Genomic DNA, 21,912 nt, shown 5'->3' with positions numbered 1-21,912 from the left:
TCGAAGACGTGTTCTCGATCTCCGGTCGCGGTACTGTGGTAACTGGCCGTATCGAGCGCGGTATCGTCAAGATCCAGGAAGAAATCGAGATCGTTGGTCTGCGTGACACCACCAAGACCACCTGCACCGGTGTTGAAATGTTCCGCAAACTGCTCGACGAAGGTCGTGCTGGCGAGAACTGCGGCGTTCTGCTGCGCGGCACCAAGCGTGACGACGTTGAGCGTGGTCAGGTTCTGGTCAAGCCGGGTTCGGTCAAGCCGCACACCACCTTCACTGCAGAAGTGTATGTGTTGAGCAAAGAAGAAGGCGGTCGTCACACTCCGTTCTTCAAAGGCTACCGTCCTCAGTTCTACTTCCGTACTACTGACGTAACCGGTAACTGCGAACTGCCGGAAGGCGTTGAGATGGTAATGCCAGGTGATAACGTGCAAATGACCGTTACCCTGATCAAGACCATCGCAATGGAAGAAGGCCTGCGTTTCGCTATTCGTGAAGGCGGTCGTACCGTCGGCGCCGGCGTCGTAGCCAAAATCATCGCGTAAGTGATGATTTGAAAAGAAGCCCCCGCTTGCGGGGGCTTTTTTATTGGGTTGACACCTGCTAGGGGCGTCTATAGAATCACGCCTCCTTTTAACGGGCGTATTGCGTCCGTTGGGAATAGCAGCTTGGAATCTGAGGTCAAAATGCAAAACCAACAAATCCGTATTCGGTTGAAGGCTTTTGACCATCGCCTGATCGATCAATCAACCCAGGAAATCGTGGAAACCGCGAAACGTACTGGTGCTCAGGTGCGTGGTCCGATTCCTCTGCCTACCCGCAAAGAGCGGTTCACTGTACTGACTTCTCCGCACGTCAACAAAGACGCGCGTGATCAGTACGAGATCCGTACTCATAAGCGTGTTCTGGACATCGTCCAGCCAACGGATAAAACCGTTGACGCGCTGATGAAGCTCGACCTTGCGGCTGGCGTGGAAGTGCAGATCAGCCTCGGCTAAAACCGTTTAGGTTTTAGTCGTGTAACGCTCTGAAATGGGCGGCCATAGCGGGTGAAAGCCCCGTACACTCATGAGGTTACAACATGACTATTGGTGTAGTCGGTCGGAAAGCGGGCATGACCCGTATTTTCACCGAAGAAGGTGTCTCCATTCCGGTTACGGTCATTGAGATCGAGCCGAATCGCGTCACTCAGTTCAAAACTGAAGAGTCCGATGGCTATCGTGCAGTGCAAGTCACTGTCGGTGAGCGTCGTGCTTCTCGTGTCAGCAAGGCGCAAGCCGGTCACTTCGCTAAGGCGAACGTCGCGGCAGGTCGTACCGTTCTGGAGTTCCGTCTCGAAGACGGCGAATACCAGGCTGGTGATCTGATCAACGCTGAAATTTTCCAAGCTGGTCAACTGGTCGATGTGACCGGTCAGTCCAAGGGTAAAGGCTTTGCCGGTACCATCAAGCGTTGGAACTTCCGCGGCCAAGACAACACTCACGGTAACTCCGTGTCCCACCGTGTTCCGGGTTCCATTGGCCAGTGCCAGACTCCGGGTCGCGTATTCAAGGGCAAGAAAATGTCCGGTCACATGGGTGCTGAGCGCGTGACTGTGCAGTCCCTGGAAGTAGTGCGCGTCGATGCTGAACGCAACCTGCTGCTGGTCAAGGGTGCCGTTCCTGGCGCTACTGGCGGCAACCTCGTTGTCCGTCCGGCAGCCAAGGCTCGCGGTTAAGGGGAAGCTGACATGCAATTAAATGTAAATGGCGCTCAAGCGATCGAAGTATCCGAAGCCACTTTTGGCGGCGCGTACAACGAGACCCTGGTTCACCAAGCTGTTGTGGCCTACATGGCCGGCGGCCGTCAGGGCAGCAAACAACAAAAGACCCGTTCCGACGTATCCGGTGGCGGTAAGCGTCCGTGGCGTCAGAAGGGCACTGGTCGTGCTCGTGCTGGTACCAGCCGTGGTCCGATCTGGCGTGGCGGTGGTGTGACCTTCGCAGCTCGTCCGCAGAACCACGATCAAAAGCTGAACAAGAAGATGTATCGCGCGGCTATCCGTTCGATTCTTGCTGAGCTGGTTCGTACTGATCGTCTGGTTGTTGTCGAAGACTTCAGCGTTGAAGCTCCGAAAACCAAAGAACTGTTGGGCAAGTTGAATGGCATGGGTCTGACCGATGTGCTGATCGTGTCCGATGCCGTTGATGAGAATCTGTACCTGGCTGCTCGTAACCTGCCGCACGTTGATGTTCGCGACGTTCAGGGTTCCGATCCGGTCAGTCTGATCGCGTACGAGAAGGTGCTGGTCACCGTTTCTGCCGTGAAGAAATTCGAGGAGCTGCTGGGATGAACCAGGAACGCGTATTTAAAGTGCTGCTTGGCCCGCACATCTCCGAGAAGGCCACGGTTCTCGCTGACAAGAAAAGTCAGTTCGTTTTCAAGGTTGCAACCGATGCAACCAAGCTGGAAATCAAGAAGGCCGTCGAAAGCCTGTTCGGCGTGAATGTTGCTGCTGTCAATACCGTGAATGTTCTCGGTAAGACCAAGCGCAATGCTCGCGGTCTGGGCAAGCGTAACGACTGGAAGAAAGCGATCATTTCGCTTCAGCCAGGCCAGGATCTCGATTTCGCCAGCAGTGCTGAGTAAGGAAGGGGTGCATCATGGCAATCGTTAAGTGCAAACCGACTTCCGCAGGCCGCCGTTTCGTGGTCAAGGTGGTCAATCAGGAGCTGCATAAAGGCGCTCCTTACGCTCCGCTGCTCGAGAAGAAGTCGAAGTCTGGCGGTCGTAACAACAATGGTCGTATCACCACCCGTCATATCGGTGGTGGCCATAAGCAGCATTACCGTCTGGTCGATTTCCGTCGCAACGACAAAGATGGCATTCCAGCCACTGTTGAGCGTATCGAATACGATCCGAACCGTACCGCGCACATCGCTCTGCTGATGTATGCAGACGGCGAGCGTCGCTACATCATCGCCCCTAAAGGCGTGAGTGCTGGCGATCAGCTGGTAGCTGGCATCATGGCTCCGATCAAGCCGGGCAACAGTCTGCAGCTGCGCAACATTCCAGTTGGTAGCACTGTTCACGGTATCGAACTGAAGCCGGGTAAAGGTGCTCAGATCGCTCGTTCCGCTGGTGCTTCGGCTCAGCTGATTGCGCGTGAAGGCGTCTACGTGACCCTGCGTCTGCGTTCCGGTGAAATGCGTAAAGTACTGGCTGAGTGCCGTGCGACCCTGGGCGAAGTCTCGAACTCCGAGCACAGCCTGCGTTCGCTGGGTAAAGCGGGTGCCAAGCGCTGGCGTGGCGTTCGCCCAACCGTTCGTGGTGTTGCCATGAACCCGGTTGACCACCCACACGGTGGTGGTGAAGGTCGTACCTCTGGTGGTCGTCATCCGGTGTCTCCATGGGGCTTCCCGACGAAGGGCGCGAAGACTCGTGGTAACAAACGCACCGACAACATGATCGTCCGTCGTCGCAAGTAAATAGAGGGATACGACAGTGCCACGTTCTCTGAAAAAAGGTCCTTTTATTGATCTTCACCTACTGAAGAAGATCGAAGTGGCGGTGGAAAAGAACGATCGCAAGCCAGTGAAAACTTGGTCGCGTCGCTCGATGATCCTGCCACAAATGGTCGGTCTGACCATTGCTGTGCATAACGGTCGTCAACATGTCCCAGTTCTCGTGAACGAAGACATGGTCGGCCACAAACTGGGCGAATTTGCCGGCACTCGTACCTATCGTGGGCACGTGGCTGACAAGAAAGCCAAGCGTTAAGGGGTAAGGAAATGGAAGTAGCCGCTAAGTTGTCGGGCGCTCGCATCTCCGCCCAGAAAGCCCGCTTGGTCGCCGACCAGATCCGCGGGAAGAAGGTGGGCGAAGCGCTCAACCTGCTGGCTTTCAGCAGCAAGAAAGCCGCGGAAATCATGAAGAAAGTGCTGGAGTCGGCTGTAGCCAACGCCGAGCACAACGAAGGCGCAGACGTTGATGACCTGAAAGTCAGCACCGTTTTCGTCAACGAAGGGCGTTCGCTTAAGCGCATCATGCCGCGTGCCAAAGGCCGCGCTGATCGCATCGTCAAGCGGTCTTGCCATATCACTGTCAAGGTTGCGGACAAGTAACGGAGTCGATCAGATGGGTCAGAAAGTACATCCCGTTGGCATCCGCCTGGGAATCGTCAAGGAGCACACCTCCGTCTGGTACGCAGACGGTCGGACTTATGCGGACTATTTGTTCGCTGATCTGAAGGTGCGTGAGTATCTCCAAGACAAACTAAAAAGCGCGTCCGTAAGCCGTATCGACATTGCTCGCCCGGCTCAAACCGCACGCATCACCATCCACACCGCTCGTCCAGGTATCGTTATCGGGAAGAAAGGTGAGGACGTTGAGAAACTGCGTCAGGACCTGACCAAGCAAATGGGTGTGCCTGTGCACATCAATATCGAAGAGATCCGCAAGCCGGAGCTCGACGGTATGCTGGTTGCGCAGAGCGTAGCTCAGCAGCTGGAGCGTCGCGTGATGTTCCGTCGCGCCATGAAGCGCGCTGTACAGAACGCCATGCGTATTGGTGCCAAGGGCATCAAAATCCAAGTGAGCGGTCGTCTCGGCGGTGCTGAAATTGCACGTACCGAATGGTATCGCGAAGGTCGTGTGCCGTTGCACACCCTGCGTGCCGATATCGACTATGCCACGTACGAAGCGCACACCACTTACGGTGTGATTGGTGTCAAGGTTTGGATCTTCAAAGGCGAAGTGATTGGTGGCCTTAAAGAAGAACTGAAACCTCAAGCGCCTGCGCCTCGTAAAAAAGCTGCTAAGTAAGGAGTACGCAAAATGTTGCAACCAAAGCGTACGAAGTTCCGCAAGCAGATGACCGGCCACAACCGTGGTCTGGCTCAGCGCGGTAGCAAAGTCAGCTTCGGCGAGTTTGCGCTGAAGTCTGTTGCCCGCGGTCGTCTCACCGCCCGTCAGATTGAGTCCGCTCGTCGTGCTCTGACTCGTCACGTTAAGCGTGGCGGGAAAATCTGGATTCGCGTTTTCCCGGACAAGCCGATCTCCAAGAAGCCTCTTGAAGTGCGGATGGGTAAAGGGAAGGGTAGCGTTGAATATTGGGTAGCCCAGATCCAGCCAGGCAAAGTCCTGTACGAGATCGAAGGCGTTTCCGAAGAGTTGGCGCGTGAGGCATTTGCCCTGGCTGCTGCAAAGCTGCCGCTCGCCACCACTTTTGTTAAGCGGACGGTGATGTGATGAAAGCGAATGAACTTCGTGAAAAATCAGCACAGCAGCTGAACGAGCAACTGCTCGGCCTGCTGCGCGACCAGTTCAATCTGCGTATGCAGAAAGCAACTGGCCAGTTGGGGCAGTCTCACCTGCTCTCGCAAGTTAAGCGCGATATCGCTCGTGTGAAAACTGTGCTCAACCAGCAGGCAGGTAAGTGATCATGGCTGAAGCCGAAAAAACAGTCCGTACGCTGACCGGCCGTGTCGTCAGCGACAAGATGGACAAGACCATCACCGTACTGATCGAGCGTCGCGTTAAGCACCCGATCTACGGCAAATATGTCAAGCGTTCGACCAAGCTGCACGCGCACGACGAAACCAACCAGAGCAAGATCGGTGACAAAGTTTCCATTCGCGAAACTCGTCCTGTTGCCAAGACCAAGTCTTGGGCGCTGGTTGAGATCCTCGAACGCGCAGTGGAAGTCTAAGGGCTAAGGGTCGGAGAAATTATATGATTCAGACTCAATCCATGCTCGACGTCGCTGACAACAGCGGTGCTCGTCGCGTTATGTGCATCAAGGTGCTGGGTGGCTCGCATCGCCGCTACGCTGGCATCGGCGACATCATCAAAGTGACCGTCAAGGAAGCAATTCCGCGCGGCAAGGTGAAGAAAGGCCAAGTGATGACTGCTGTTGTAGTCCGCACTCGTCACGGCGTTCGTCGCCCTGATGGCTCGATCATCCGCTTCGATGGCAACGCTGCTGTTCTGCTGAACAACAAGCAAGAGCCGATCGGCACCCGTATTTTTGGGCCAGTGACTCGTGAACTTCGCTCTGAGAAGTTCATGAAGATCGTCTCGCTCGCACCTGAAGTGCTCTAAGGAGATCCGACATGCAAAAGATTCGTCGTGACGACGAGATCATCGTGATCGCCGGCAAAGACAAAGGTAAGCGCGGCAAGGTGCTCAAGGTTCTCGCTGACGACCGTCTGGTCGTTGGTGGGGTCAACCTGGTGAAGCGCCATACCAAGCCGAACCCGATGTCGGGCGTTCAGGGCGGTATCGTCGAGAAAGAAGCGCCTCTGCACGCTTCTAACGTGGCCATCTTCAATGGCGAAACCAACAAGGCTGATCGCGTTGGCTTCAAAATCGAAGACGGTAAAAAAATTCGTGTCTTCAAGTCGACCCAAAAAGCGGTTGATGCTTGAACACTGCTAGGTAGAAGACCATGGCACGACTAAAAGAGATTTACCGGAAAGAAATCGCGCCGAAGCTTAAGGAAGAACTTAAGCTCGCCAACGTGATGGAAGTTCCGCGCATCACCAAGATCACCCTGAACATGGGCCTGGGCGAAGCGATCGGTGACAAGAAAGTCATCGAGCACGCAGTTGCCGACCTGGAAAAGATCACCGGTCAGAAAGTCGTTGTGACTCATGCCCGTAAGTCGATTGCAGGCTTCAAGGTTCGTGAGGGCTGGCCGATTGGCGTTAAAGTGACTCTGCGCCGTGAGCGTATGTACGAGTTCCTGGATCGTCTGCTGTCCATCTCCCTGCCGCGCGTGCGTGACTTCCGCGGCCTGAATGCCAAGTCCTTCGATGGTCGTGGCAACTACAGCATGGGCGTTAAAGAGCAGATCATCTTCCCGGAAATCGACTACGACAAGATCGATGCCCTGCGTGGTCTGGACATTACCCTGACCACCACTGCCCGTAACGATGATGAAGGCCGCGCTCTGCTGCGTGCTTTCAACTTCCCGTTCCGCAACTGATTGGAGTTGGATCATGGCTAAAACCAGCATGAAAAACCGCGAGCTGAAGCGTCAGCAAACGGTAGCCAAGTACGCTAAAAAGCGTGCCGAGCTGAAAGCTACCATCGCCAATCCGAACACCAGTCCGGAAGCCCGTTGGGAAGCTCAAGTTGCTCTGCAGAAGCAGCCGCGTGACGCAAGCGCTTCGCGCCTGCGTAACCGTTGCCGCATTACCGGTCGTCCGCACGGCGTATTCCGCAAGTTCGGTCTGTCGCGTATCAAGCTGCGTGAAGCTGCAATGCGTGGTGATGTACCAGGTCTGGTTAAAGCCAGCTGGTAAAAAACAAAGCCGGCCTAGTGCCGGCTTTGTCTTATGTGTGAATCAGGCCCCTTTGGGGCTTGATTCATTTTTGATCAGTCTCTAGAATGCTCGGCTCGCCTGAGCCTGGGTCAAATTTCCCGGAATTCTCAGCGACTGTAGCCGCAAGGCTAATTCTTTTTGTATCAGGAGCGTCTAGCCCATGAGTATGCAGGACCCGTTAGCGGACATGCTAACTCGTATCCGTAATGCCCAGATGGCTGAAAAGTCCGTCGTAAGCATGCCGTCTTCCACGTTGAAGGTGGCTGTAGCCAAAGTTCTGAAAGACGAAGGTTATATTGCGGGTTATCAGATCAGCGGTGAAGTTAAGCCGCAGCTGTCCATCGAGCTGAAATACTTCGAAGGCCGTCCGGTTATCGAAGAAGTTAAGCGCGTGAGCCGTCCAGGCCTTCGCCAGTACAAATCCGTCGATGATCTGCCGAAAGTTCGTGGCGGTCTCGGTGTATCCATCGTCTCCACCAACAAGGGTGTGATGACGGACCGCGCTGCGCGCGCTGCCGGTGTCGGCGGCGAAGTGCTCTGCACAGTGTTCTAAGGGGGGATAAGCATGTCTCGCGTTGCTAAGAACCCCGTTAAGCTGCCAGCTGGTGTTGAGGTCAAACTCACCGGTCAACAGCTTTCGGTAAAGGGTGCCAAGGGCACTCTCGAACTGAATGTTCACTCGTCCGTTGAAGTCCTGCAGGAAGCTGGTGAGCTGCGTTTCGCTGCTCGCAATGGCGATCAGCAGACTCGTGCAATGGCCGGTACCACTCGCGCTCTGGTCAACAACATGGTGATCGGTGTTAGCGCTGGCTTCGAGCGTAAGCTGCAGCTGGTTGGTGTTGGTTACAAAGCGCAAGCCAAAGGTCAGGTGCTGAACCTCGCTCTCGGCTTCTCCCATCCGATCGACTATGAGTTGCCGGAAGGTGTAGTGGCTGAAACCCCGAACCAGACCGAGATCCTGATCAAGGGTGTCGACAAGCAACTGGTTGGTCAGGTCGCTGCGGAAATTCGTGATTTCCGTCGTCCTGAACCTTACAAGGGCAAAGGTGTTCGTTACGCAGACGAAGTCGTCCGCCGTAAAGAAGCCAAGAAGAAGTAGGGCATAGCAAATGACCGACAAAAAAGTTACTCGACTGCGTCGCGCTCGCAAAGCACGCCTGAAAATGCACGAGCTCGAAGCCGTGCGTCTGTGCGTGTATCGCTCTTCGCAGCACATCTATGCCCAGGTCATTTCGGCCGACGGCAGCAAGGTTCTGGCCAGCGCCTCTACCTTGGACAAAGCACTGCGTGACGGCGCCACTGGCAACGTTGACGCGGCCAAGAAAGTTGGTGAGCTGGTTGCCGAGCGTGCGAAAGCCGCTGGTGTAACTCAGGTTGCATTCGACCGTTCTGGCTTCAAGTACCACGGCCGCGTCAAGGCGCTGGCTGATGCTGCTCGTGAAGGCGGGCTGGAGTTCTAAGTTATGGCAAATAACGACCAAAAGCGCGACGAAGGCTATATCGAGAAGCTGGTACAGGTTAACCGCGTTGCCAAGACCGTTAAGGGTGGCCGTATCTTCACTTTCACCGCGTTGACCGTGGTAGGTGATGGTAAGGGTCGCGTCGGTTTCGGCCGTGGTAAGTCCCGTGAAGTGCCTGCTGCCATCCAGAAAGCGATGGAAGCTGCGCGTCGCAACATGATCCAGGTTGATCTGAATGGCACCACTCTGCAGTACGCAATGAAGTCCGCTCACGGCGCTTCCAAGGTGTACATGCAGCCTGCTTCCGAAGGTACCGGTATCATCGCCGGCGGCGCCATGCGTGCCGTTCTGGAAGTGGCTGGCGTGCAGAACGTTCTGGCTAAATGCTACGGCTCGACTAACCCAGTGAACGTGGTTTACGCCACTTTCAAAGGTTTGAAAGCCATGCAGTCCCCAGTGTCTGTTGCGGCCAAGCGTGGCAAGAGCGTCGAGGAGATTCTCTAATCATGGCTAATACCGTCAAAGTGACTCTGATCAAGAGCACCAATGGCCGTCTGGCCAACCATAAAGCCTGCGTCAAAGGCCTCGGCCTGCGTCGCATCAATCACACCGTGGAAGTTCTGGATACTCCGGAAAACCGCGGCATGATTAATAAGGCTTACTACCTTCTCCGTGTGGAGGGTTAATACATGTACCTGAACGATTTGAGTCCTGCGCCGGGTTCCCGTCGCGAGAAGCACCGTCCGGGCCGTGGTATCGGTAGCGGTTTGGGTAAGACTGGTGGCCGTGGTCACAAAGGTCAGACCTCCCGTTCCGGTGGCACCATTGCTCCGGGTTTCGAGGGCGGCCAGCAGCCTCTGCACCGTCGTCTGCCTAAGTTCGGTTTCGTTTCTTTGAAGGCTATGGATCGCGCAGAAGTGCGTACTTCCGAGCTGAATAAAATCGAAGGCGGCATTGTTACTCTGCAGTCGCTGAAGGATGCCAACCTGATTAACCAAAACGTCCAGCGTGTGAAAGTCATGCTGTCCGGTGAGGTTACTCAAGCGGTCACCCTTAAAGGTATCGCCGCCACCAAAGGTGCGCGCGCGGCTATCGAAGCAGCTGGCGGTAAGTTCGAGGAATAAATGGCTAAGCAAGGTGCTCTCTCAGCGCTCAGCAATGGCGGGTTATCCGAGCTCTGGGCTCGTTTGCGCTTTCTGTTCATGGCGATCATCGTCTATCGGATAGGTGCACACATCCCGGTTCCTGGCATCAACCCTGATCGGCTGGCGGACCTGTTTCGACAGAATGAGGGGACCATTCTTAGCTTGTTCAACATGTTTTCCGGCGGCGCGCTGGAGCGTATGAGTATTTTTGCACTGGGGATCATGCCGTACATCTCGGCGTCGATCATCATGCAGCTCATGACCGCTGTCAGCCCGCAGCTGGAGCAGTTGAAGAAGGAAGGTGAAGCTGGCCGTCGCAAGATTAGCCAGTACACCCGCTACGGCACCCTCGTCCTGGCTATTGTCCAAGCTGTCGGCATGTCCGTCGGTCTGGCCAGTCAGGGCGTAGCGTTTTCGGTCGATTTCGGCTTCCACTTCGTTGCAGTCACCACTTTCGTGGCGGGTGCGATGTTCATGATGTGGCTGGGCGAGCAAATCACTGAGCGTGGTGTTGGCAACGGTATTTCGATGCTGATTTTTGCAGGCATCGTAGCCGGTCTGCCGTCGGCGATCGGGCAGTCTTTCGAGTCTGCTCGCCAGGGTGATATCAATATCTTTGCCCTGATCGCCATCGGTTTGCTGGCAGTAGCGATTATCGGTTTCGTGGTGTTCATTGAGCGTGGTCAGCGTCGCATTGCGGTGCACTACGCCAAGCGTCAGCAGGGTCGCAAGGTCTTTGCGGCGCAGACCAGCCACTTGCCGTTGAAGGTGAACATGGCGGGGGTTATCCCGGCTATTTTCGCCAGCAGCCTTCTGTTATTCCCGGCTTCGCTGGGTGCCTGGTTTGGTCAGTCCGAAGGTATGGGCTGGCTGCAGGATATTTCACAGGCTATCGCTCCTGGTCAGCCGTTGAACATTTTGCTGTTTAGTGCGGGGATTGTTTTCTTCTGCTTCTTCTACACAGCGCTGATGTTCAACCCGAAAGACGTAGCGGAAAACCTGAAGAAGTCCGGTGCCTTTATTCCGGGTATCCGTCCCGGCGAGCAATCGGCGCGCTATATCGATGGCGTGTTGACCCGCTTGACCATGTTCGGTGCTCTGTACATGACGGCCGTATGCTTGTTGCCCCAGTTCCTGGTGGTGGCTGCCAACGTACCGTTCTATCTTGGCGGGACCTCGTTGCTGATCGTGGTCGTGGTTGTTATGGACTTTATGTCACAAGTACAATCGCACCTCGTTTCGCACCAGTACGAATCCCTGATGAAGAAAGCCAACCTGAAGGGCTACGGCAGCGGCATGCTGCGCTGAAGTCCATAAGGTTCGAGGAGTTGGTGATGAAAGTTCGTGCATCGGTGAAAAAGCTGTGCCGTAACTGCAAAATTATTCGCCGTGAAGGTGTAGTGCGAGTGATTTGCAGCGCGGAACCGCGTCACAAACAGCGCCAAGGCTGAGTGTGATTGAGCGTTACAAGCCCGGCAGCTAGTGCGCTGCCGGGTTGATTATTTGTTATTACAGCGTTAATATCTCGCGCCCTATTTCTTGGCTTCCGGGGCGTAGGTAGCTGTCAATTGGAGTTCCACTGAATGGCCCGTATTGCAGGCGTTAACATTCCGGATAACAAGCACACTGTTATCTCGCTGACCTACATCTATGGTGTTGGTCGCACTACTGCACAGAAAATCTGTGCTGCTACCGGTGTAAACCCGGCAGCAAAAATCAAAGATCTCTCTGACGAGCAGATCGAGCAGCTGCGTGGCGAAGTGGCCAAGGTGAATACCGAAGGCGACCTGCGTCGTGAAGTGAACATGAAAATCAAGCGCTTGATGGACCTGGGTTGCTACCGCGGCCTGCGTCATCGTCGTGGTCTGCCGGTTCGCGGTCAGCGTACCAAGACCAACGCGCGTACCCGTAAGGGCCCGCGTAAGCCGATCCGCAAGTAATCGCATTCGCGCATCGACAGGAATCTAGTCATGGCAAAACCTGCTGCTCGTACTCGTAAAAAAGTCAAAAAGACGGTGGTTGATGGCATCGCCCACATCCACGCTTCTTTCAACAACACAATCGTGACCATTACTGACCGTCAGGGCAACGCTCTGTCTTGGGCTACCTCGGGTGGTTCGGGTTTCCGCGGTTCGCGTAAAAGCACCCCGTTCGCTGCCCAGGTGGCTGCTGAACGTGCTGGTCAAGCTGCGCTGGAATACGGCCTGAAGAACCTCGACGTTAACGTCAAGGGTCCCGGTCCGGGTCGTGAGTCCGCTGTCCGTGCTTTGAACGGCTGCGGTTACAAGATCGCCAGCATCACCGATGTGACGCCAATCCCGCACAACGGGTGCCGTCCTTCGAAGAAGCGTCGCGTGTAATCAGGAGACAGTGAGAAATGGCTCGTTACATTGGTCCCAAATGCAAACTGTCTCGTCGTGAAGGCACTGATCTTTTCCTGAAAAGCGGCGTTCGCGCTCTGGAATCGAAGTGCAACATCGAAGCAGCCCCAGGTATTCACGGTCAGCGCCGTGGCCGTCAGTCTGACTACGGCACCCAGCTGCGTGAGAAGCAAAAAGTTCGTCGTATCTACGGTGTGCTTGAGCGTCAATTCAGTGGTTATTACAAAGAAGCTGCCGGCAAGAAAGGCGCTACTGGTGAGAACCTGCTGCAACTGCTCGAATGCCGTCTGGATAACGTGGTTTATCGCATGGGCTTCGGTGCTACCCGCGCTGAATCCCGTCAGCTGGTATCGCACAAGTCGATCAGCGTAAACGGTAAAACTGTCAACGTACCGTCCTACCAGGTTAAAGCTGGTGACGTGGTTGCAGTCCGCGAGAAATCGAAGAATCAGCTGCGCATTGTTCAAGCTCTTGAGCTGTGTGCCCAGCGTGGCCGCGTTGAATGGGTAGATGTAGACACTGAGAAAAAGTCTGGCGTGTTCAAAAACGTCCCGGCGCGCAGTGATCTCTCCGCTGACATCAACGAAAGCCTGATTGTCGAGCTCTACTCCAAGTAAGGGCTAGAAAATAGGTGCATCCATGCAGATTTCGGTAAATGAGTTCCTGACCCCCCGTCACATTGATGTGCAGGTGGTCAGTTCGACCCGTGCGAAGATCACTCTCGAGCCTCTCGAGCGTGGTTTTGGCCATACCCTGGGCAACGCGCTGCGTCGCATCTTGTTGTCCTCCATGCCTGGCTGTGCAGTAGTCGAGGCCGAGATTGACGGTGTACTCCATGAGTACTCCGCCATTGAAGGTGTTCAGGAAGACGTCATTGAAATCCTGCTCAACCTGAAAGGTCTGGCTGTCAAACTGCACGGTCGTGACGAAGTGACTCTGACTCTGGCGAAGAAGGGCTCGGGCGTAGTTACCGCTGCCGATATTCAGCTGGATCACGATGTCGAAATCGTCAATGGCGACCACGTAATCGCCAACCTGGCTTCCACTGGCGCGCTGAACATGAAGCTCACCATAGCTCGTGGTCGCGGCTATGAGCCGGCTGATGCTCGTCAGAGCGATGAAGATGAAAGCCGCAGCATTGGTCGCTTGCAGCTGGATGCTTCGTTCAGCCCGGTACGCCGTGTGTCGTACGTGGTGGAAAATGCTCGTGTTGAGCAGCGTACCAACCTGGACAAACTGGTTATCGACCTGGAGACCAACGGTACTCTGGATCCTGAAGAGGCTATTCGCCGCGCCGCAACCATCCTGCAACAGCAGTTGGCTGCGTTCGTCGACCTCAAAGGTGACAGTGAGCCTGTTGTTATCGAGCAGGAAGATGAGATCGATCCGATCCTCCTCCGTCCGGTTGATGACCTGGAACTGACTGTGCGTTCGGCTAACTGCCTCAAGGCAGAAAACATTTACTACATCGGTGATCTGATTCAGCGCACCGAAGTAGAACTGTTGAAAACCCCGAACCTGGGCAAGAAATCCCTGACCGAAATCAAGGATGTTCTGGCCTCTCGCGGTCTGTCCCTCGGTATGCGCCTCGACAACTGGCCGCCGGCAAGTCTGAAGAAAGACGATAAGGCGACTGCCTGATCGTCATCATCACCGAACGTGAGTTTGGTAAGGAATTGAACCATGCGTCATCGTAAAAGTGGCCGTCACCTCAGCCGCACCAGCGCACACCGCAAGGCCATGTTCCAGAACATGGCGGTATCGCTGTTCGAGCATGAGCTGATCAAAACTACTCTGCCGAAAGCCAAAGAGCTGCGTCGCGTTGCCGAGCCGCTGATCACTCTGGCTAAAGAAGATAGCGTTGCTAACCGTCGTCTGGCCTTCGACCGTACTCGTTCGAAAGCCATCGTCGGCAAGCTGTTCAACGACCTGGGCAAGCGCTACGCCACCCGTCAGGGCGGTTACCTGCGTATCCTTAAGTGCGGTTTCCGCGCTGGCGACAATGCTCCAATGGCCTATGTTGAACTGGTTGACCGTCCGGTCGCTGGTGCAGCTGTAGACGCTGAGTAAGTCGTAGGTTGTATGAAAAAACCGGGCCTTGGCCCGGTTTTTTTATGCCTGCAACACCGTTCATCTATGCCTGCTCGATGGCTGTATTCGCTGCGCTTGACCCATTGGCTACAGCCAGCCAGCATTAGCGCTTGTTTGTCGCTTGCCAAGGAAATTGCCCATGAAAGGCCATGTAGAAGTCATCGATTACCTGAAAGTGTTGCTCAAGGGTGAGCTGGCTGCGCGTGATCAGTACTTCGTGCATTCGCGTTTGTATGAAGACTGGGGCTTCAGCAAGCTCTATGAGCGGATCAACCATGAAATGGAAGAGGAGACCCAGCACGCCGATGCGATCCTCAAGCGCATTCTGTTTCTGGAAGGAACGCCGGATATGGTGCCCGACAGTTTCCGCTTTGGCCAAAGCGTGCCGGAAATGCTCAAGCTCGATCTGGCGCTGGAGTACCACGTGCGGGCAGCGCTGAGCAAAGGCATTGCCCTGTGCGAGCAGCATCAGGATTACCAGACCCGCGACATTCTGCTGGTGCAGCTGAAGGATACCGAAGAGGATCACGCCTACTGGCTGGAAGCTCAGCTAGGCCTGATCGACAAGTTGGGGTTGGAGAATTACCTGCAGACGCAGATGTAAGTCAGCCTGTTGTCATAAAAAAAGCCCCGCATGTACGGGGCTTTTTGTTGTGCGCGCGGTTACGCCCGGTCACGTTCCAGCAGCGGCTTGAGGAAGTAGCCGGTATGCGACTGCGGCATCTCGGCGACTTCTTCCGGCGTGCCGACGGCGATGATCTGACCACCTTTGGAGCCGCCTTCCGGGCCAAGATCCACCAGCCAGTCGGCAGTCTTGATAACGTCCAGGTTGTGTTCGATCACCACCACGGTGTTGCCGTGGTCGCGCAGGCGGTGCAGCACCTCGAGCAGTTGCTGGATATCAGCGAAGTGCAGGCCGGTGGTCGGTTCGTCGAGGATGTACAGGGTCTTGCCGGTATCACGTTTGGACAGCTCGCGGGATAGCTTGACCCGCTGTGCTTCGCCGCCGGACAGGGTGGTCGCCGACTGGCCCAGCTTGATATAGGACAGACCGACATCCATCAGCGTTTGCAGCTTGCGCGCCAAGGCCGGTACAGCATCGAAGAAGGCGCGTGCCTCTTCGATGGTCATGTCGAGCACTTCGGTGATGTTCTTACCCTTGTATTTCACTTCCAGGGTTTCGCGGTTGTAGCGTTTGCTCTTGCACACGTCGCAGGGCACGTAGATGTCCGGCAGAAAGTGCATCTCCACCTTGATCAGGCCGTCGCCCTGGCAGGCTTCGCAGCGGCCGCCCTTGACGTTGAAGCTAAAGCGGCCTGGGCCGTAACCACGTGAACGCGACTCAGGCACGCCGGCAAACAGCTCGCGGATCGGGGTGAACAGGCCGGTATAAGTTGCCGGGTTCGAACGCGGAGTGCGGCCGATCGGGCTCTGGTCGATGTCGACCACCTTATCCAGGTGCTGTAGCCCGTCGATGCTGTCGTGGGCAGCGGCTTCCAGGGTGGTGGCGCCATTCAGTGCGGTGGCGCTGAGCGGGAACAGGGTGTTGTTGATCAGCGTCGACTTGCCTGAGCCGGACACGCCGGTGACGCAGGTGAGCAGGCCAATCGGAATTTCCAGGTCGACGTTACGCAGGTTGTTGCCACGCGCGCCCTTGATCTTCAGCGAGAGCTTCTTGTCGCGTGGTGTGCGTTTGGCCGGAACTTCGATCTTCACCCGTCCGGAGAGGTATTTGCCGGTCAGCGAGTCCGGATGCGCCATCACTTCAGCGGCGGTGCCCTGGGCGACAATCTGCCCGCCGTGCACGCCGGCGCCAGGGCCGATGTCCACCACGTAGTCGGCCAGGCGGATGGCATCTTCGTCGTGCTCGACCACGATCACCGTGTTGCCGATATCGCGCAGGTGTTTGAGGGTGCCGAGCAGGCGTTCGTTGTCGCGTTGATGCAGGCCGATCGAAGGCTCGTCGAGGATATACATCACCCCGACCAGGCCGGCGCCGATCTGGCTGGCCAAACGGATACGCTGTGCTTCGCCGCCGGACAGGGTGTCGGCGCTGCGGTCGAGGGTCAGGTAGTCGAGGCCGACGTTGACCAGAAACTGCAGACGCTCGCGGATTTCCTTGAGAATCTTCTCGGCGATTTCACCGCGTCGCCCGGGCAGACTGAGGCTGCCGAAATACTCGGTGGCGTCGCCAATCGGCAGGCCGCTGACTGCCGGTAGGGTCTTCTCGCCGACCCACACGTGCCGCGCTTCTCGGCGCAGGCGGGTGCCGCGGCAATCCGGGCAGGGCTGGGTGCTGAGGAACTTGGCCAGTTCTTCACGCACGCTGGTGGATTCGGTTTCGCGGTAACGCCGCTCCAGGTTGGGCACGATACCCTCGAAGGGGTGTGAGCGTTTGACGATATCGCCACGGTCGTTGAGGTACTTGAAGTCAACGTTCTGCGTGCCGCTGCCAAACAGGATGCACTTCTGGTTCTCGGCGCTCAATTCATCGAACGGTACTTCAAGGCTGAAGCCATAGTGCGCTGCTAGCGAACCAAGCATCTGGAAGTAATAGACGTTTCGTCGATCCCAGCCGCGAATCGCGCCCTCGGCCAGGGTCAGCTCGCCATTGACCAGGCGCTTTGTATCGAAGAATTGCTTAACGCCCAGGCCGTCGCAGGTCGGGCAGGCGCCGGCCGGGTTGTTGAAGGAGAACAGCTTGGGTTCCAGTTCGCTGATCGAATGGCCGCACACCGGGCAGGCAAAGCGTGCGGAGAAGATGATCTCTTCGCCTTCCTCTCCTTCCATGGGCGCGATCAGCGCCAGGCCGTCGGCCAGCTTCAGGGCGGTCTCGAACGATTCGGCCAGGCGCTGCTGCAGGTCGCCACGGGCCTTGAAGCGGTCGACCACGGCATCGATGCTGTGCTTCTTCTGCTTGTCGAGCTTGGGCAGTTCGTCCAGCTCGTAGAGTTTGCCGTTGACCCGCACGCGGACGAAGCCCTGGGCGCGCAGTTCGTCGAAGACAGCCAGGTGTTCGCCTTTGCGTTCACGAATCACCGGGGCCAGCAGCATCAGCTTGCTGCCTTCGGGCAGGGCCAGTACCTGATCGACCATCTGGCTGACGGTTTGCGCTTCCAGCGGCAGGTCATGATCCGGGCAGCGTGGAATACCGGCGCGGGCGTAGAGCAGGCGCAGATAGTCGTAGATCTCGGTGATGGTGCCGACGGTGGAGCGCGGGTTGTGCGAAGTGGATTTCTGCTCGATGGAGATCGCTGGCGACAGGCCCTCGATGGTGTCGACATCGGGCTTTTCCATCATCGAGAGGAACTGTCGGGCGTAGGCCGAAAGCGACTCGACGTAGCGGCGCTGGCCCTCGGCGTACAGCGTGTCGAAAGCCAGGGATGACTTGCCGGAACCGGACAGGCCAGTGATCACGATCAGCTTGTCGCGTGGCAGGGTCAGGTCGATGTTTTTCAGGTTGTGGGTACGAGCCCCCCGAATCAGAATCTTATCCACTTAGGGAACCTCTAATAGCTGTCTGCGTTGCCATCGCTTCGTTAAAAACAGGCTCAAATGCTCATTTACAGCACGTAAACTACGCTTTTCGCCTGTTTTTGCCTCGCGCTGGCGGCCTCGCCAACGCTTTTAGAGGCTCCCTAACAACGGCCTCGCATGGCGGGCGGAAAACCACCGAGTATACGGGCCAGAAGGCGGGCGCGGCAAAGCGTCACTGCTGTGCCGTGCTCATCCAGTGCTGCTAGAATCGCCGCCTATTTCGACAGGGCCTTTCCCATGCATGATCCGCACAGCGAGCGCATGAGCGGCAGTGAAACCCGTGCGGCCGGTGGTCTGGCGCTGGTGTTCGCATTCCGCATGCTCGGTATGTTTATGGTGTTGCCGGTACTGGCGACCTATGGCATGGACCTGCAAGGCAGTACGCCGGCGTTGATCGGCCTGGCCATTGGTGCCTATGGCCTGACCCAGGCTTTTCTGCAGATTCCGTTTGGCATGCTCAGTGATCGTATCGGCCGACGGCCGGTGATCTATGTCGGGCTGCTGATCTTCGCAGCCGGCAGCCTGCTGGCGGCCAATGCCGATTCGATTTATGGAGTGATCGCGGGGCGCATTCTGCAGGGCGCCGGGGCAATTTCCGCTGCGGTGATGGCGCTGTTGTCCGATCTGACTCGTGAACAACACCGCACCAAGGCCATGGCGATGATCGGTATGAGCATCGGCCTGTCGTTCGCCGTGGCGATGGTGGTTGGCCCATTGCTGACCCGCGCTTTTGGCCTGTCCGGGTTGTTTCTTGCCACGGCTGCGATGGCGCTGCTCGGTATCGTTATCGTTGCCGGTATGGTGCCGGGTTCTGCCGGGCCATTACAGCATCGCGAGTCGGGTGTGGCCCGGCAGGCGTTGTGGCCAACGCTCAAGCATGCGGACCTGCTGCGCCTGGATTTCGGCATTCTGGTGCTGCATGCGATTCTGATGGCCAGCTTTATTGCCTTGCCATTGGCGCTGGTGGAGCAGGGTGGGCTGGCCAAGGAAGAGCATTGGTGGGTGTATCTGACGGCGCTGCTGGTGGGCTTCTTCGGCATGGTGCCGTTTATCATCTACGGCGAGAAAAAGCGTCGGATGAAACAGGTGCTGCTCGGCGCGGTCAGTGTGCTGTTGCTGTGTGAGCTGTTCTTCTGGTGGTTCGGTAGCAGTCTGCGTGCCCTGGTGCTTGGCACTGTGGTGTTTTTTACCGCGTTCAACCTGCTGGAGGCTTCGCTGCCGTCACTGGTCAGCAAGGTTGCACCGGCCGGCGGCAAGGGTACGGCGATGGGGGTGTACTCCACCAGCCAGTTCCTTGGGGCCGCCATTGGCGGCATTCTCGGCGGCTGGCTGTATCAGCACTACAGCCTGTCGGGCGTGTTTGCGGGCTGTGCCCTGCTGGCGCTTTTTTGGCTGGCCTTTGCTGTTACTATGCGCGAACCGCCGTATGTCACCAGCCTGCGTCTGCCGCTTTCAGCTGCGGCCTTGCAAGAGACGGGGTTGGCCGAGCGTTTACAGGCTGTGCCCGGAGTGGCGGATGCCGTAGTGGTGCGCGATGAAGCGGCCATCTATATCAAAGTGGATACCCAACAATTGGACCGCACGTCCCTTGAGCGCCTCATAGAGCCGGCGCCGGTGGCGTGCTGAAAGCCTAGGAGAACGTTATGGCCCGTGGGGTTAACAAAGTCATTCTGGTCGGTACCTGCGGACAGGACCCGGAAACCCGCTACCTGCCGAGCGGCAACGCGGTTACCAACCTGAGCCTGGCGACCAGCGAGCAGTGGACTGACAAGCAGACCGGTCAGAAGGTCGAGAAAACCGAGTGGCACCGTGTGTCGCTGTTCGGCAAGGTTGCCGAGATCGCCGGCGAATACCTGCGTAAAGGTTCGCAGGTGTACATCGAAGGCAAACTGCAAACCCGCGAGTGGGAAAAGGACGGCATCAAGCGCTACACCACCGAAATCATTGTCGACATGCAGGGCACCATGCAGCTGCTCGGTGGTCGTCCGGATAACGCCGGTGGTGGCGACTCCGCGCCTCGCCAACAACGCCCTGCGCCGCAGCGTGAGCAGCAGTCGGCCCCGCGTCCTGCGCCGCAGCAGGCGCCTCAGCCAGCTGCAGATTTCGACAGCTTCGATGACGATATCCCGTTCTGATTCGCTGAGTTAGCGCTCTATCATGCGTATGCGGCTGATGCTGCTGGGTGGCGGTAATGCGTTGGGGCAGGCCCTGATCCGCCTCGGCGCCGAAGAAGACATTGGTTTTCTCGCGCCGAAACCGCCGGAGTCAGGCTGGGATCCCGCCAGCCTGACCCAGCTGCTCGATGACACCCGTCCCGATGCCCTGATCAACCTTGCCTACTATTTCGACTGGTTCCAGGCCGAAGTGGTCAGCGAGGCGCAGTTTGCTGCCCAGGAGCGTGCCGTCGAACGCTTGGCCGAACTCTGTCAGCATCACCAGATCCGCCTGCTGCAACCGTCCAGCTACCGCATCTTCGATGGTTCGCGTGCGACTGCCTACAGCGAGAAGGAAGAGCCGGTGCCACTGGGTGTGCGTGGGCAGGCGTTGTGGCGCTTTGAGCAGCGTGTGCGGGCGATTTGTCCGCGGCATGTGCTGCTGCGCTTCGGCTGGTTGCTGGATGACAGCGCCAATGGCTTGCTCGGGCGTTTTCTCACCCGTGCCGCGCATGATGAGCCGCTGTTGCTGGCTGATGACCGACGCGGTAATCCGACCCCGGTCGATGATGCGGCGCGGGTGATTCTCGCCGTACTCAAGCAGCTGGATTGCCAGACGCCGCTGTGGGGCACTTATCACTACGGCGGCCATGAGGCGACCACCTCGCTGGCGCTGGGCCAGGCGGTGCTCAGCGAGGCACGCAACTTCCGCAGCAACCTGGTCGATGAAGTGAGCCCGCAGGCGCACAGCGCGCGGCCCGATGCCGCTGAAGAGCCGCAGCATGCGGTGCTGTCGTGCAAGAAAATTCTGCATACCTTCGGTATCAAACCGCGTGCCTGGCGCTCGGGGCTGCCGAGCCTACTGGATCGTTATTACCGCCATGTCTGATTCGCGCCCTGTTCTGGTGACCGGTGGTGCCGGCTTTATCGGCTCGCACCTGGTCGATGCGCTGCTGGCGCAAGGTCACCGCGTGCGGGTGCTGGATAACCTGTCGATGGGCAAGCTGGCCAATTTGCCGCTGGATAACCCGCAGTTGCAGTTTATCCAGGGCGATGTGGCCGATGCAGCCCAGGTCGCGCAAGCGGTTTCCGGCTGCTCGGCCGTGGCGCATCTGGCGGCCGTAGCCTCGGTGCAGGCCTCTGTGGATGATCCGGTGGCGACTCATCAGAGCAACTTTGTCGGCACCTTGAACATCTGTGAGGCGATGCGCCTGCATGGCGTCAAGCGCGTGCTATTTGCCTCCAGCGCGGCGGTGTATGGCAACAACGGTGAAGGTTTGGCGATTGATGAAGCCACGCCCAAAGCACCGCTGACGCCCTATGCGGCGGACAAGCTGGCCAGTGAGCATTACCTGGATTTCTATCGCCGCCAGCATGGCCTGGAGCCGGCGATCTTTCGTTTCTTCAATATCTTCGGCCCACGCCAGGACCCCTCCTCGCCGTACTCCGGGGTGATCAGCATCTTCACTCAGCGCGTGCAGCAGGGGTTGCCGATCAGCGTATTCGGTGATGGCGAGCAGACCCGTGACTTCTTCTATATCGAAGACTTAGTCGCGCTGCTGACTCAGGCGCTGGCAGCGCCGCAAGTCGTGGAGGGTGCGGTGAACGTTGGCTGGAATCATGCGGTCAGCCTCAATCAGTTGCTCGCGCAACTCGGTGAACTGTGTGGTGGCTTGCCGGCCGTGAGTTACCAGGCGCCGCGCGCCGGCGATATTCGTCATTCGCGGGCTGACAACCAGCGTTTGCAAGCGCACTACCAATTGCCTGCTGCGACACCGATGCGCGAAGGTTTGCGCCGTCTGCTGACGCAAGGCTGAGTGTGTGACGGCATAAAAAACCGG

The 21,912-nt window shown here is 57.2% G+C and carries 35 protein-coding genes; 34 read left to right on the top strand and 1 reads right to left on the bottom strand.

Going from position 1 to position 21,912, the window contains the following annotated elements; genetic code table 11:
* From IOD17_RS15945 to bfr, 30 genes are all read left to right on the top strand, one after another.
* On the top strand, positions 1 to 542 hold a 542-nt coding region (locus tag IOD17_RS15945; protein WP_233686016.1), incomplete at its 5' end, for an EF-Tu/IF-2/RF-3 family GTPase.
* Positions 543 to 683: 141 nt separating this feature from the next.
* Positions 684 to 995: a 30S ribosomal protein S10 gene (gene rpsJ / locus IOD17_RS15940; protein WP_013789756.1), complete on the top strand. Its 312-nt coding sequence runs from the start codon at positions 684 to 686 to the stop codon at positions 993 to 995.
* Positions 996 to 1,078: 83 nt separating this feature from the next.
* Positions 1,079 to 1,714: a 50S ribosomal protein L3 gene (gene rplC / locus IOD17_RS15935; RefSeq protein ID WP_233686015.1), complete on the top strand. Its 636-nt coding sequence runs from the start codon at positions 1,079 to 1,081 to the stop codon at positions 1,712 to 1,714.
* A gap of 12 nt (positions 1,715 to 1,726) precedes the next feature.
* Complete coding sequence (gene rplD, locus IOD17_RS15930) at positions 1,727 to 2,329, top strand: 50S ribosomal protein L4 (protein ID WP_233686014.1); 603 nt, start codon at positions 1,727 to 1,729, stop codon at positions 2,327 to 2,329.
* Positions 2,326 to 2,625, top strand: a complete 300-nt coding sequence (gene rplW, locus IOD17_RS15925; protein WP_090377370.1) for a 50S ribosomal protein L23 — start codon at positions 2,326 to 2,328, stop codon at positions 2,623 to 2,625. Before rplD ends, rplW begins: the two co-directional genes overlap by 4 nt.
* A gap of 14 nt (positions 2,626 to 2,639) precedes the next feature.
* Positions 2,640 to 3,464 carry a 50S ribosomal protein L2 gene (gene rplB / locus IOD17_RS15920; RefSeq protein WP_069901956.1) on the top strand — a complete coding sequence of 275 codons (825 nt, stop codon included), beginning with the start codon at positions 2,640 to 2,642 and terminating at the stop codon, positions 3,462 to 3,464.
* A 16-nt stretch (positions 3,465 to 3,480) separates the two neighbouring features.
* Positions 3,481 to 3,756 (top strand): 30S ribosomal protein S19, encoded by a 276-nt coding sequence (gene rpsS, locus IOD17_RS15915; protein ID WP_010486981.1) that lies wholly within the window; start codon positions 3,481 to 3,483, stop codon positions 3,754 to 3,756.
* An 11-nt stretch (positions 3,757 to 3,767) separates the two neighbouring features.
* The gene (gene rplV / locus IOD17_RS15910; RefSeq protein ID WP_003103908.1) at positions 3,768 to 4,100 is read left to right on the top strand and encodes a 50S ribosomal protein L22; all 333 of its coding nucleotides are present in this window, start codon (positions 3,768 to 3,770) and stop codon (positions 4,098 to 4,100) included.
* Positions 4,101 to 4,113: 13 nt separating this feature from the next.
* Complete coding sequence (gene rpsC, locus IOD17_RS15905) at positions 4,114 to 4,800, top strand: 30S ribosomal protein S3 (RefSeq protein WP_233686013.1); 687 nt, start codon at positions 4,114 to 4,116, stop codon at positions 4,798 to 4,800.
* A 12-nt stretch (positions 4,801 to 4,812) separates the two neighbouring features.
* Positions 4,813 to 5,226, top strand: coding sequence for a 50S ribosomal protein L16 (gene rplP, locus IOD17_RS15900; RefSeq protein WP_090255798.1), 414 nt, complete (start codon positions 4,813 to 4,815; stop codon positions 5,224 to 5,226).
* Positions 5,226 to 5,417 carry a 50S ribosomal protein L29 gene (rpmC, locus tag IOD17_RS15895; RefSeq protein ID WP_002555481.1) on the top strand — a complete coding sequence of 64 codons (192 nt, stop codon included), beginning with the start codon at positions 5,226 to 5,228 and terminating at the stop codon, positions 5,415 to 5,417. The genes rplP and rpmC overlap by 1 nt, the downstream gene beginning before the upstream one ends.
* Before the next feature lie 2 nt (positions 5,418 to 5,419).
* Positions 5,420 to 5,686, top strand: coding sequence for a 30S ribosomal protein S17 (gene rpsQ, locus IOD17_RS15890; protein ID WP_090243097.1), 267 nt, complete (start codon positions 5,420 to 5,422; stop codon positions 5,684 to 5,686).
* Between the two features lie 23 nt (positions 5,687 to 5,709).
* A complete protein-coding gene (gene rplN, locus IOD17_RS15885; protein WP_003289207.1) occupies positions 5,710 to 6,078 on the top strand; it encodes a 50S ribosomal protein L14 in 369 nt (122 codons plus the stop codon).
* Positions 6,079 to 6,089: 11 nt separating this feature from the next.
* Complete coding sequence (gene rplX, locus IOD17_RS15880) at positions 6,090 to 6,404, top strand: 50S ribosomal protein L24 (protein WP_233686012.1); 315 nt, start codon at positions 6,090 to 6,092, stop codon at positions 6,402 to 6,404.
* A gap of 20 nt (positions 6,405 to 6,424) precedes the next feature.
* Positions 6,425 to 6,964: a 50S ribosomal protein L5 gene (gene rplE, locus IOD17_RS15875; RefSeq protein WP_159973765.1), complete on the top strand. Its 540-nt coding sequence runs from the start codon at positions 6,425 to 6,427 to the stop codon at positions 6,962 to 6,964.
* Positions 6,965 to 6,977: 13 nt separating this feature from the next.
* The gene (rpsN, locus tag IOD17_RS15870) at positions 6,978 to 7,283 is read left to right on the top strand and encodes a 30S ribosomal protein S14 (RefSeq protein WP_090444975.1); all 306 of its coding nucleotides are present in this window, start codon (positions 6,978 to 6,980) and stop codon (positions 7,281 to 7,283) included.
* Positions 7,284 to 7,464: 181 nt separating this feature from the next.
* Positions 7,465 to 7,857 carry a 30S ribosomal protein S8 gene (gene rpsH / locus IOD17_RS15865; protein ID WP_069519903.1) on the top strand — a complete coding sequence of 131 codons (393 nt, stop codon included), beginning with the start codon at positions 7,465 to 7,467 and terminating at the stop codon, positions 7,855 to 7,857.
* 12 nt (positions 7,858 to 7,869) lie between these two features.
* The gene (rplF, locus tag IOD17_RS15860) at positions 7,870 to 8,403 is read left to right on the top strand and encodes a 50S ribosomal protein L6 (protein WP_108487727.1); all 534 of its coding nucleotides are present in this window, start codon (positions 7,870 to 7,872) and stop codon (positions 8,401 to 8,403) included.
* A 10-nt stretch (positions 8,404 to 8,413) separates the two neighbouring features.
* Positions 8,414 to 8,764, top strand: a complete 351-nt coding sequence (rplR, locus tag IOD17_RS15855) for a 50S ribosomal protein L18 (RefSeq protein WP_003293038.1) — start codon at positions 8,414 to 8,416, stop codon at positions 8,762 to 8,764.
* A gap of 3 nt (positions 8,765 to 8,767) precedes the next feature.
* Entirely contained in the window at positions 8,768 to 9,268 is a 501-nt protein-coding gene (rpsE, locus tag IOD17_RS15850) for a 30S ribosomal protein S5 (protein ID WP_233686011.1), read from the top strand.
* A 2-nt stretch (positions 9,269 to 9,270) separates the two neighbouring features.
* Complete coding sequence (gene rpmD / locus IOD17_RS15845; protein ID WP_013789769.1) at positions 9,271 to 9,450, top strand: 50S ribosomal protein L30; 180 nt, start codon at positions 9,271 to 9,273, stop codon at positions 9,448 to 9,450.
* A 3-nt stretch (positions 9,451 to 9,453) separates the two neighbouring features.
* A complete protein-coding gene (gene rplO, locus IOD17_RS15840; protein WP_160016247.1) occupies positions 9,454 to 9,888 on the top strand; it encodes a 50S ribosomal protein L15 in 435 nt (144 codons plus the stop codon).
* Complete coding sequence (gene secY, locus IOD17_RS15835; protein WP_233686010.1) at positions 9,889 to 11,217, top strand: preprotein translocase subunit SecY; 1,329 nt, start codon at positions 9,889 to 9,891, stop codon at positions 11,215 to 11,217.
* A gap of 26 nt (positions 11,218 to 11,243) precedes the next feature.
* Entirely contained in the window at positions 11,244 to 11,360 is a 117-nt protein-coding gene (gene rpmJ, locus IOD17_RS15830; RefSeq protein ID WP_002555468.1) for a 50S ribosomal protein L36, read from the top strand.
* A gap of 132 nt (positions 11,361 to 11,492) precedes the next feature.
* Complete coding sequence (gene rpsM, locus IOD17_RS15825) at positions 11,493 to 11,849, top strand: 30S ribosomal protein S13 (RefSeq protein WP_058070007.1); 357 nt, start codon at positions 11,493 to 11,495, stop codon at positions 11,847 to 11,849.
* 30 nt (positions 11,850 to 11,879) lie between these two features.
* The gene (gene rpsK, locus IOD17_RS15820) at positions 11,880 to 12,269 is read left to right on the top strand and encodes a 30S ribosomal protein S11 (RefSeq protein WP_013789773.1); all 390 of its coding nucleotides are present in this window, start codon (positions 11,880 to 11,882) and stop codon (positions 12,267 to 12,269) included.
* Positions 12,270 to 12,286: 17 nt separating this feature from the next.
* A complete protein-coding gene (gene rpsD, locus IOD17_RS15815) occupies positions 12,287 to 12,907 on the top strand; it encodes a 30S ribosomal protein S4 (protein ID WP_108487737.1) in 621 nt (206 codons plus the stop codon).
* Positions 12,908 to 12,929: 22 nt separating this feature from the next.
* On the top strand, positions 12,930 to 13,931 hold the full coding sequence (locus IOD17_RS15810) for a DNA-directed RNA polymerase subunit alpha (protein ID WP_090255780.1): 1,002 nt from the start codon (positions 12,930 to 12,932) through the stop codon (positions 13,929 to 13,931).
* A gap of 42 nt (positions 13,932 to 13,973) precedes the next feature.
* Positions 13,974 to 14,360: a 50S ribosomal protein L17 gene (rplQ, locus tag IOD17_RS15805; RefSeq protein ID WP_160347644.1), complete on the top strand. Its 387-nt coding sequence runs from the start codon at positions 13,974 to 13,976 to the stop codon at positions 14,358 to 14,360.
* A gap of 160 nt (positions 14,361 to 14,520) precedes the next feature.
* Entirely contained in the window at positions 14,521 to 14,985 is a 465-nt protein-coding gene (gene bfr, locus IOD17_RS15800) for a bacterioferritin (RefSeq protein ID WP_233686009.1), read from the top strand.
* A gap of 59 nt (positions 14,986 to 15,044) precedes the next feature.
* Here bfr and uvrA read toward each other — a convergent pair whose 3' ends face one another.
* On the bottom strand, positions 15,045 to 17,879 hold the full coding sequence (gene uvrA / locus IOD17_RS15795; RefSeq protein ID WP_233686008.1) for an excinuclease ABC subunit UvrA: 2,835 nt from the start codon (positions 17,877 to 17,879) through the stop codon (positions 15,045 to 15,047).
* Between the two features lie 276 nt (positions 17,880 to 18,155).
* Between uvrA and IOD17_RS15790 the strand changes: the two genes are divergently transcribed.
* The 4 genes from IOD17_RS15790 to IOD17_RS15775 are packed head-to-tail and all read left to right on the top strand — an operon-like array spanning position 18,156 to position 21,888.
* On the top strand, positions 18,156 to 19,544 hold the full coding sequence (locus tag IOD17_RS15790) for an MFS transporter (RefSeq protein ID WP_233686007.1): 1,389 nt from the start codon (positions 18,156 to 18,158) through the stop codon (positions 19,542 to 19,544).
* A gap of 17 nt (positions 19,545 to 19,561) precedes the next feature.
* Positions 19,562 to 20,053 (top strand): single-stranded DNA-binding protein, encoded by a 492-nt coding sequence (locus IOD17_RS15785; protein WP_233686006.1) that lies wholly within the window; start codon positions 19,562 to 19,564, stop codon positions 20,051 to 20,053.
* Between the two features lie 22 nt (positions 20,054 to 20,075).
* The gene (locus IOD17_RS15780; RefSeq protein ID WP_233686005.1) at positions 20,076 to 20,960 is read left to right on the top strand and encodes a sugar nucleotide-binding protein; all 885 of its coding nucleotides are present in this window, start codon (positions 20,076 to 20,078) and stop codon (positions 20,958 to 20,960) included.
* On the top strand, positions 20,953 to 21,888 hold the full coding sequence (locus IOD17_RS15775) for an SDR family NAD(P)-dependent oxidoreductase (RefSeq protein WP_233686004.1): 936 nt from the start codon (positions 20,953 to 20,955) through the stop codon (positions 21,886 to 21,888). The genes IOD17_RS15780 and IOD17_RS15775 overlap by 8 nt, the downstream gene beginning before the upstream one ends.
* Positions 21,889 to 21,912 lie beyond the last annotated feature (24 nt).

Source organism: Pseudomonas anguilliseptica (assembly GCF_021375795.1).
Lineage (GTDB): Bacteria > Pseudomonadota > Gammaproteobacteria > Pseudomonadales > Pseudomonadaceae > Aquipseudomonas > Aquipseudomonas anguilliseptica_A.
The sequence above is the reverse complement of the archived record's forward strand: the minus strand, read 5'-3'. Positions and strand labels throughout refer to the sequence as shown.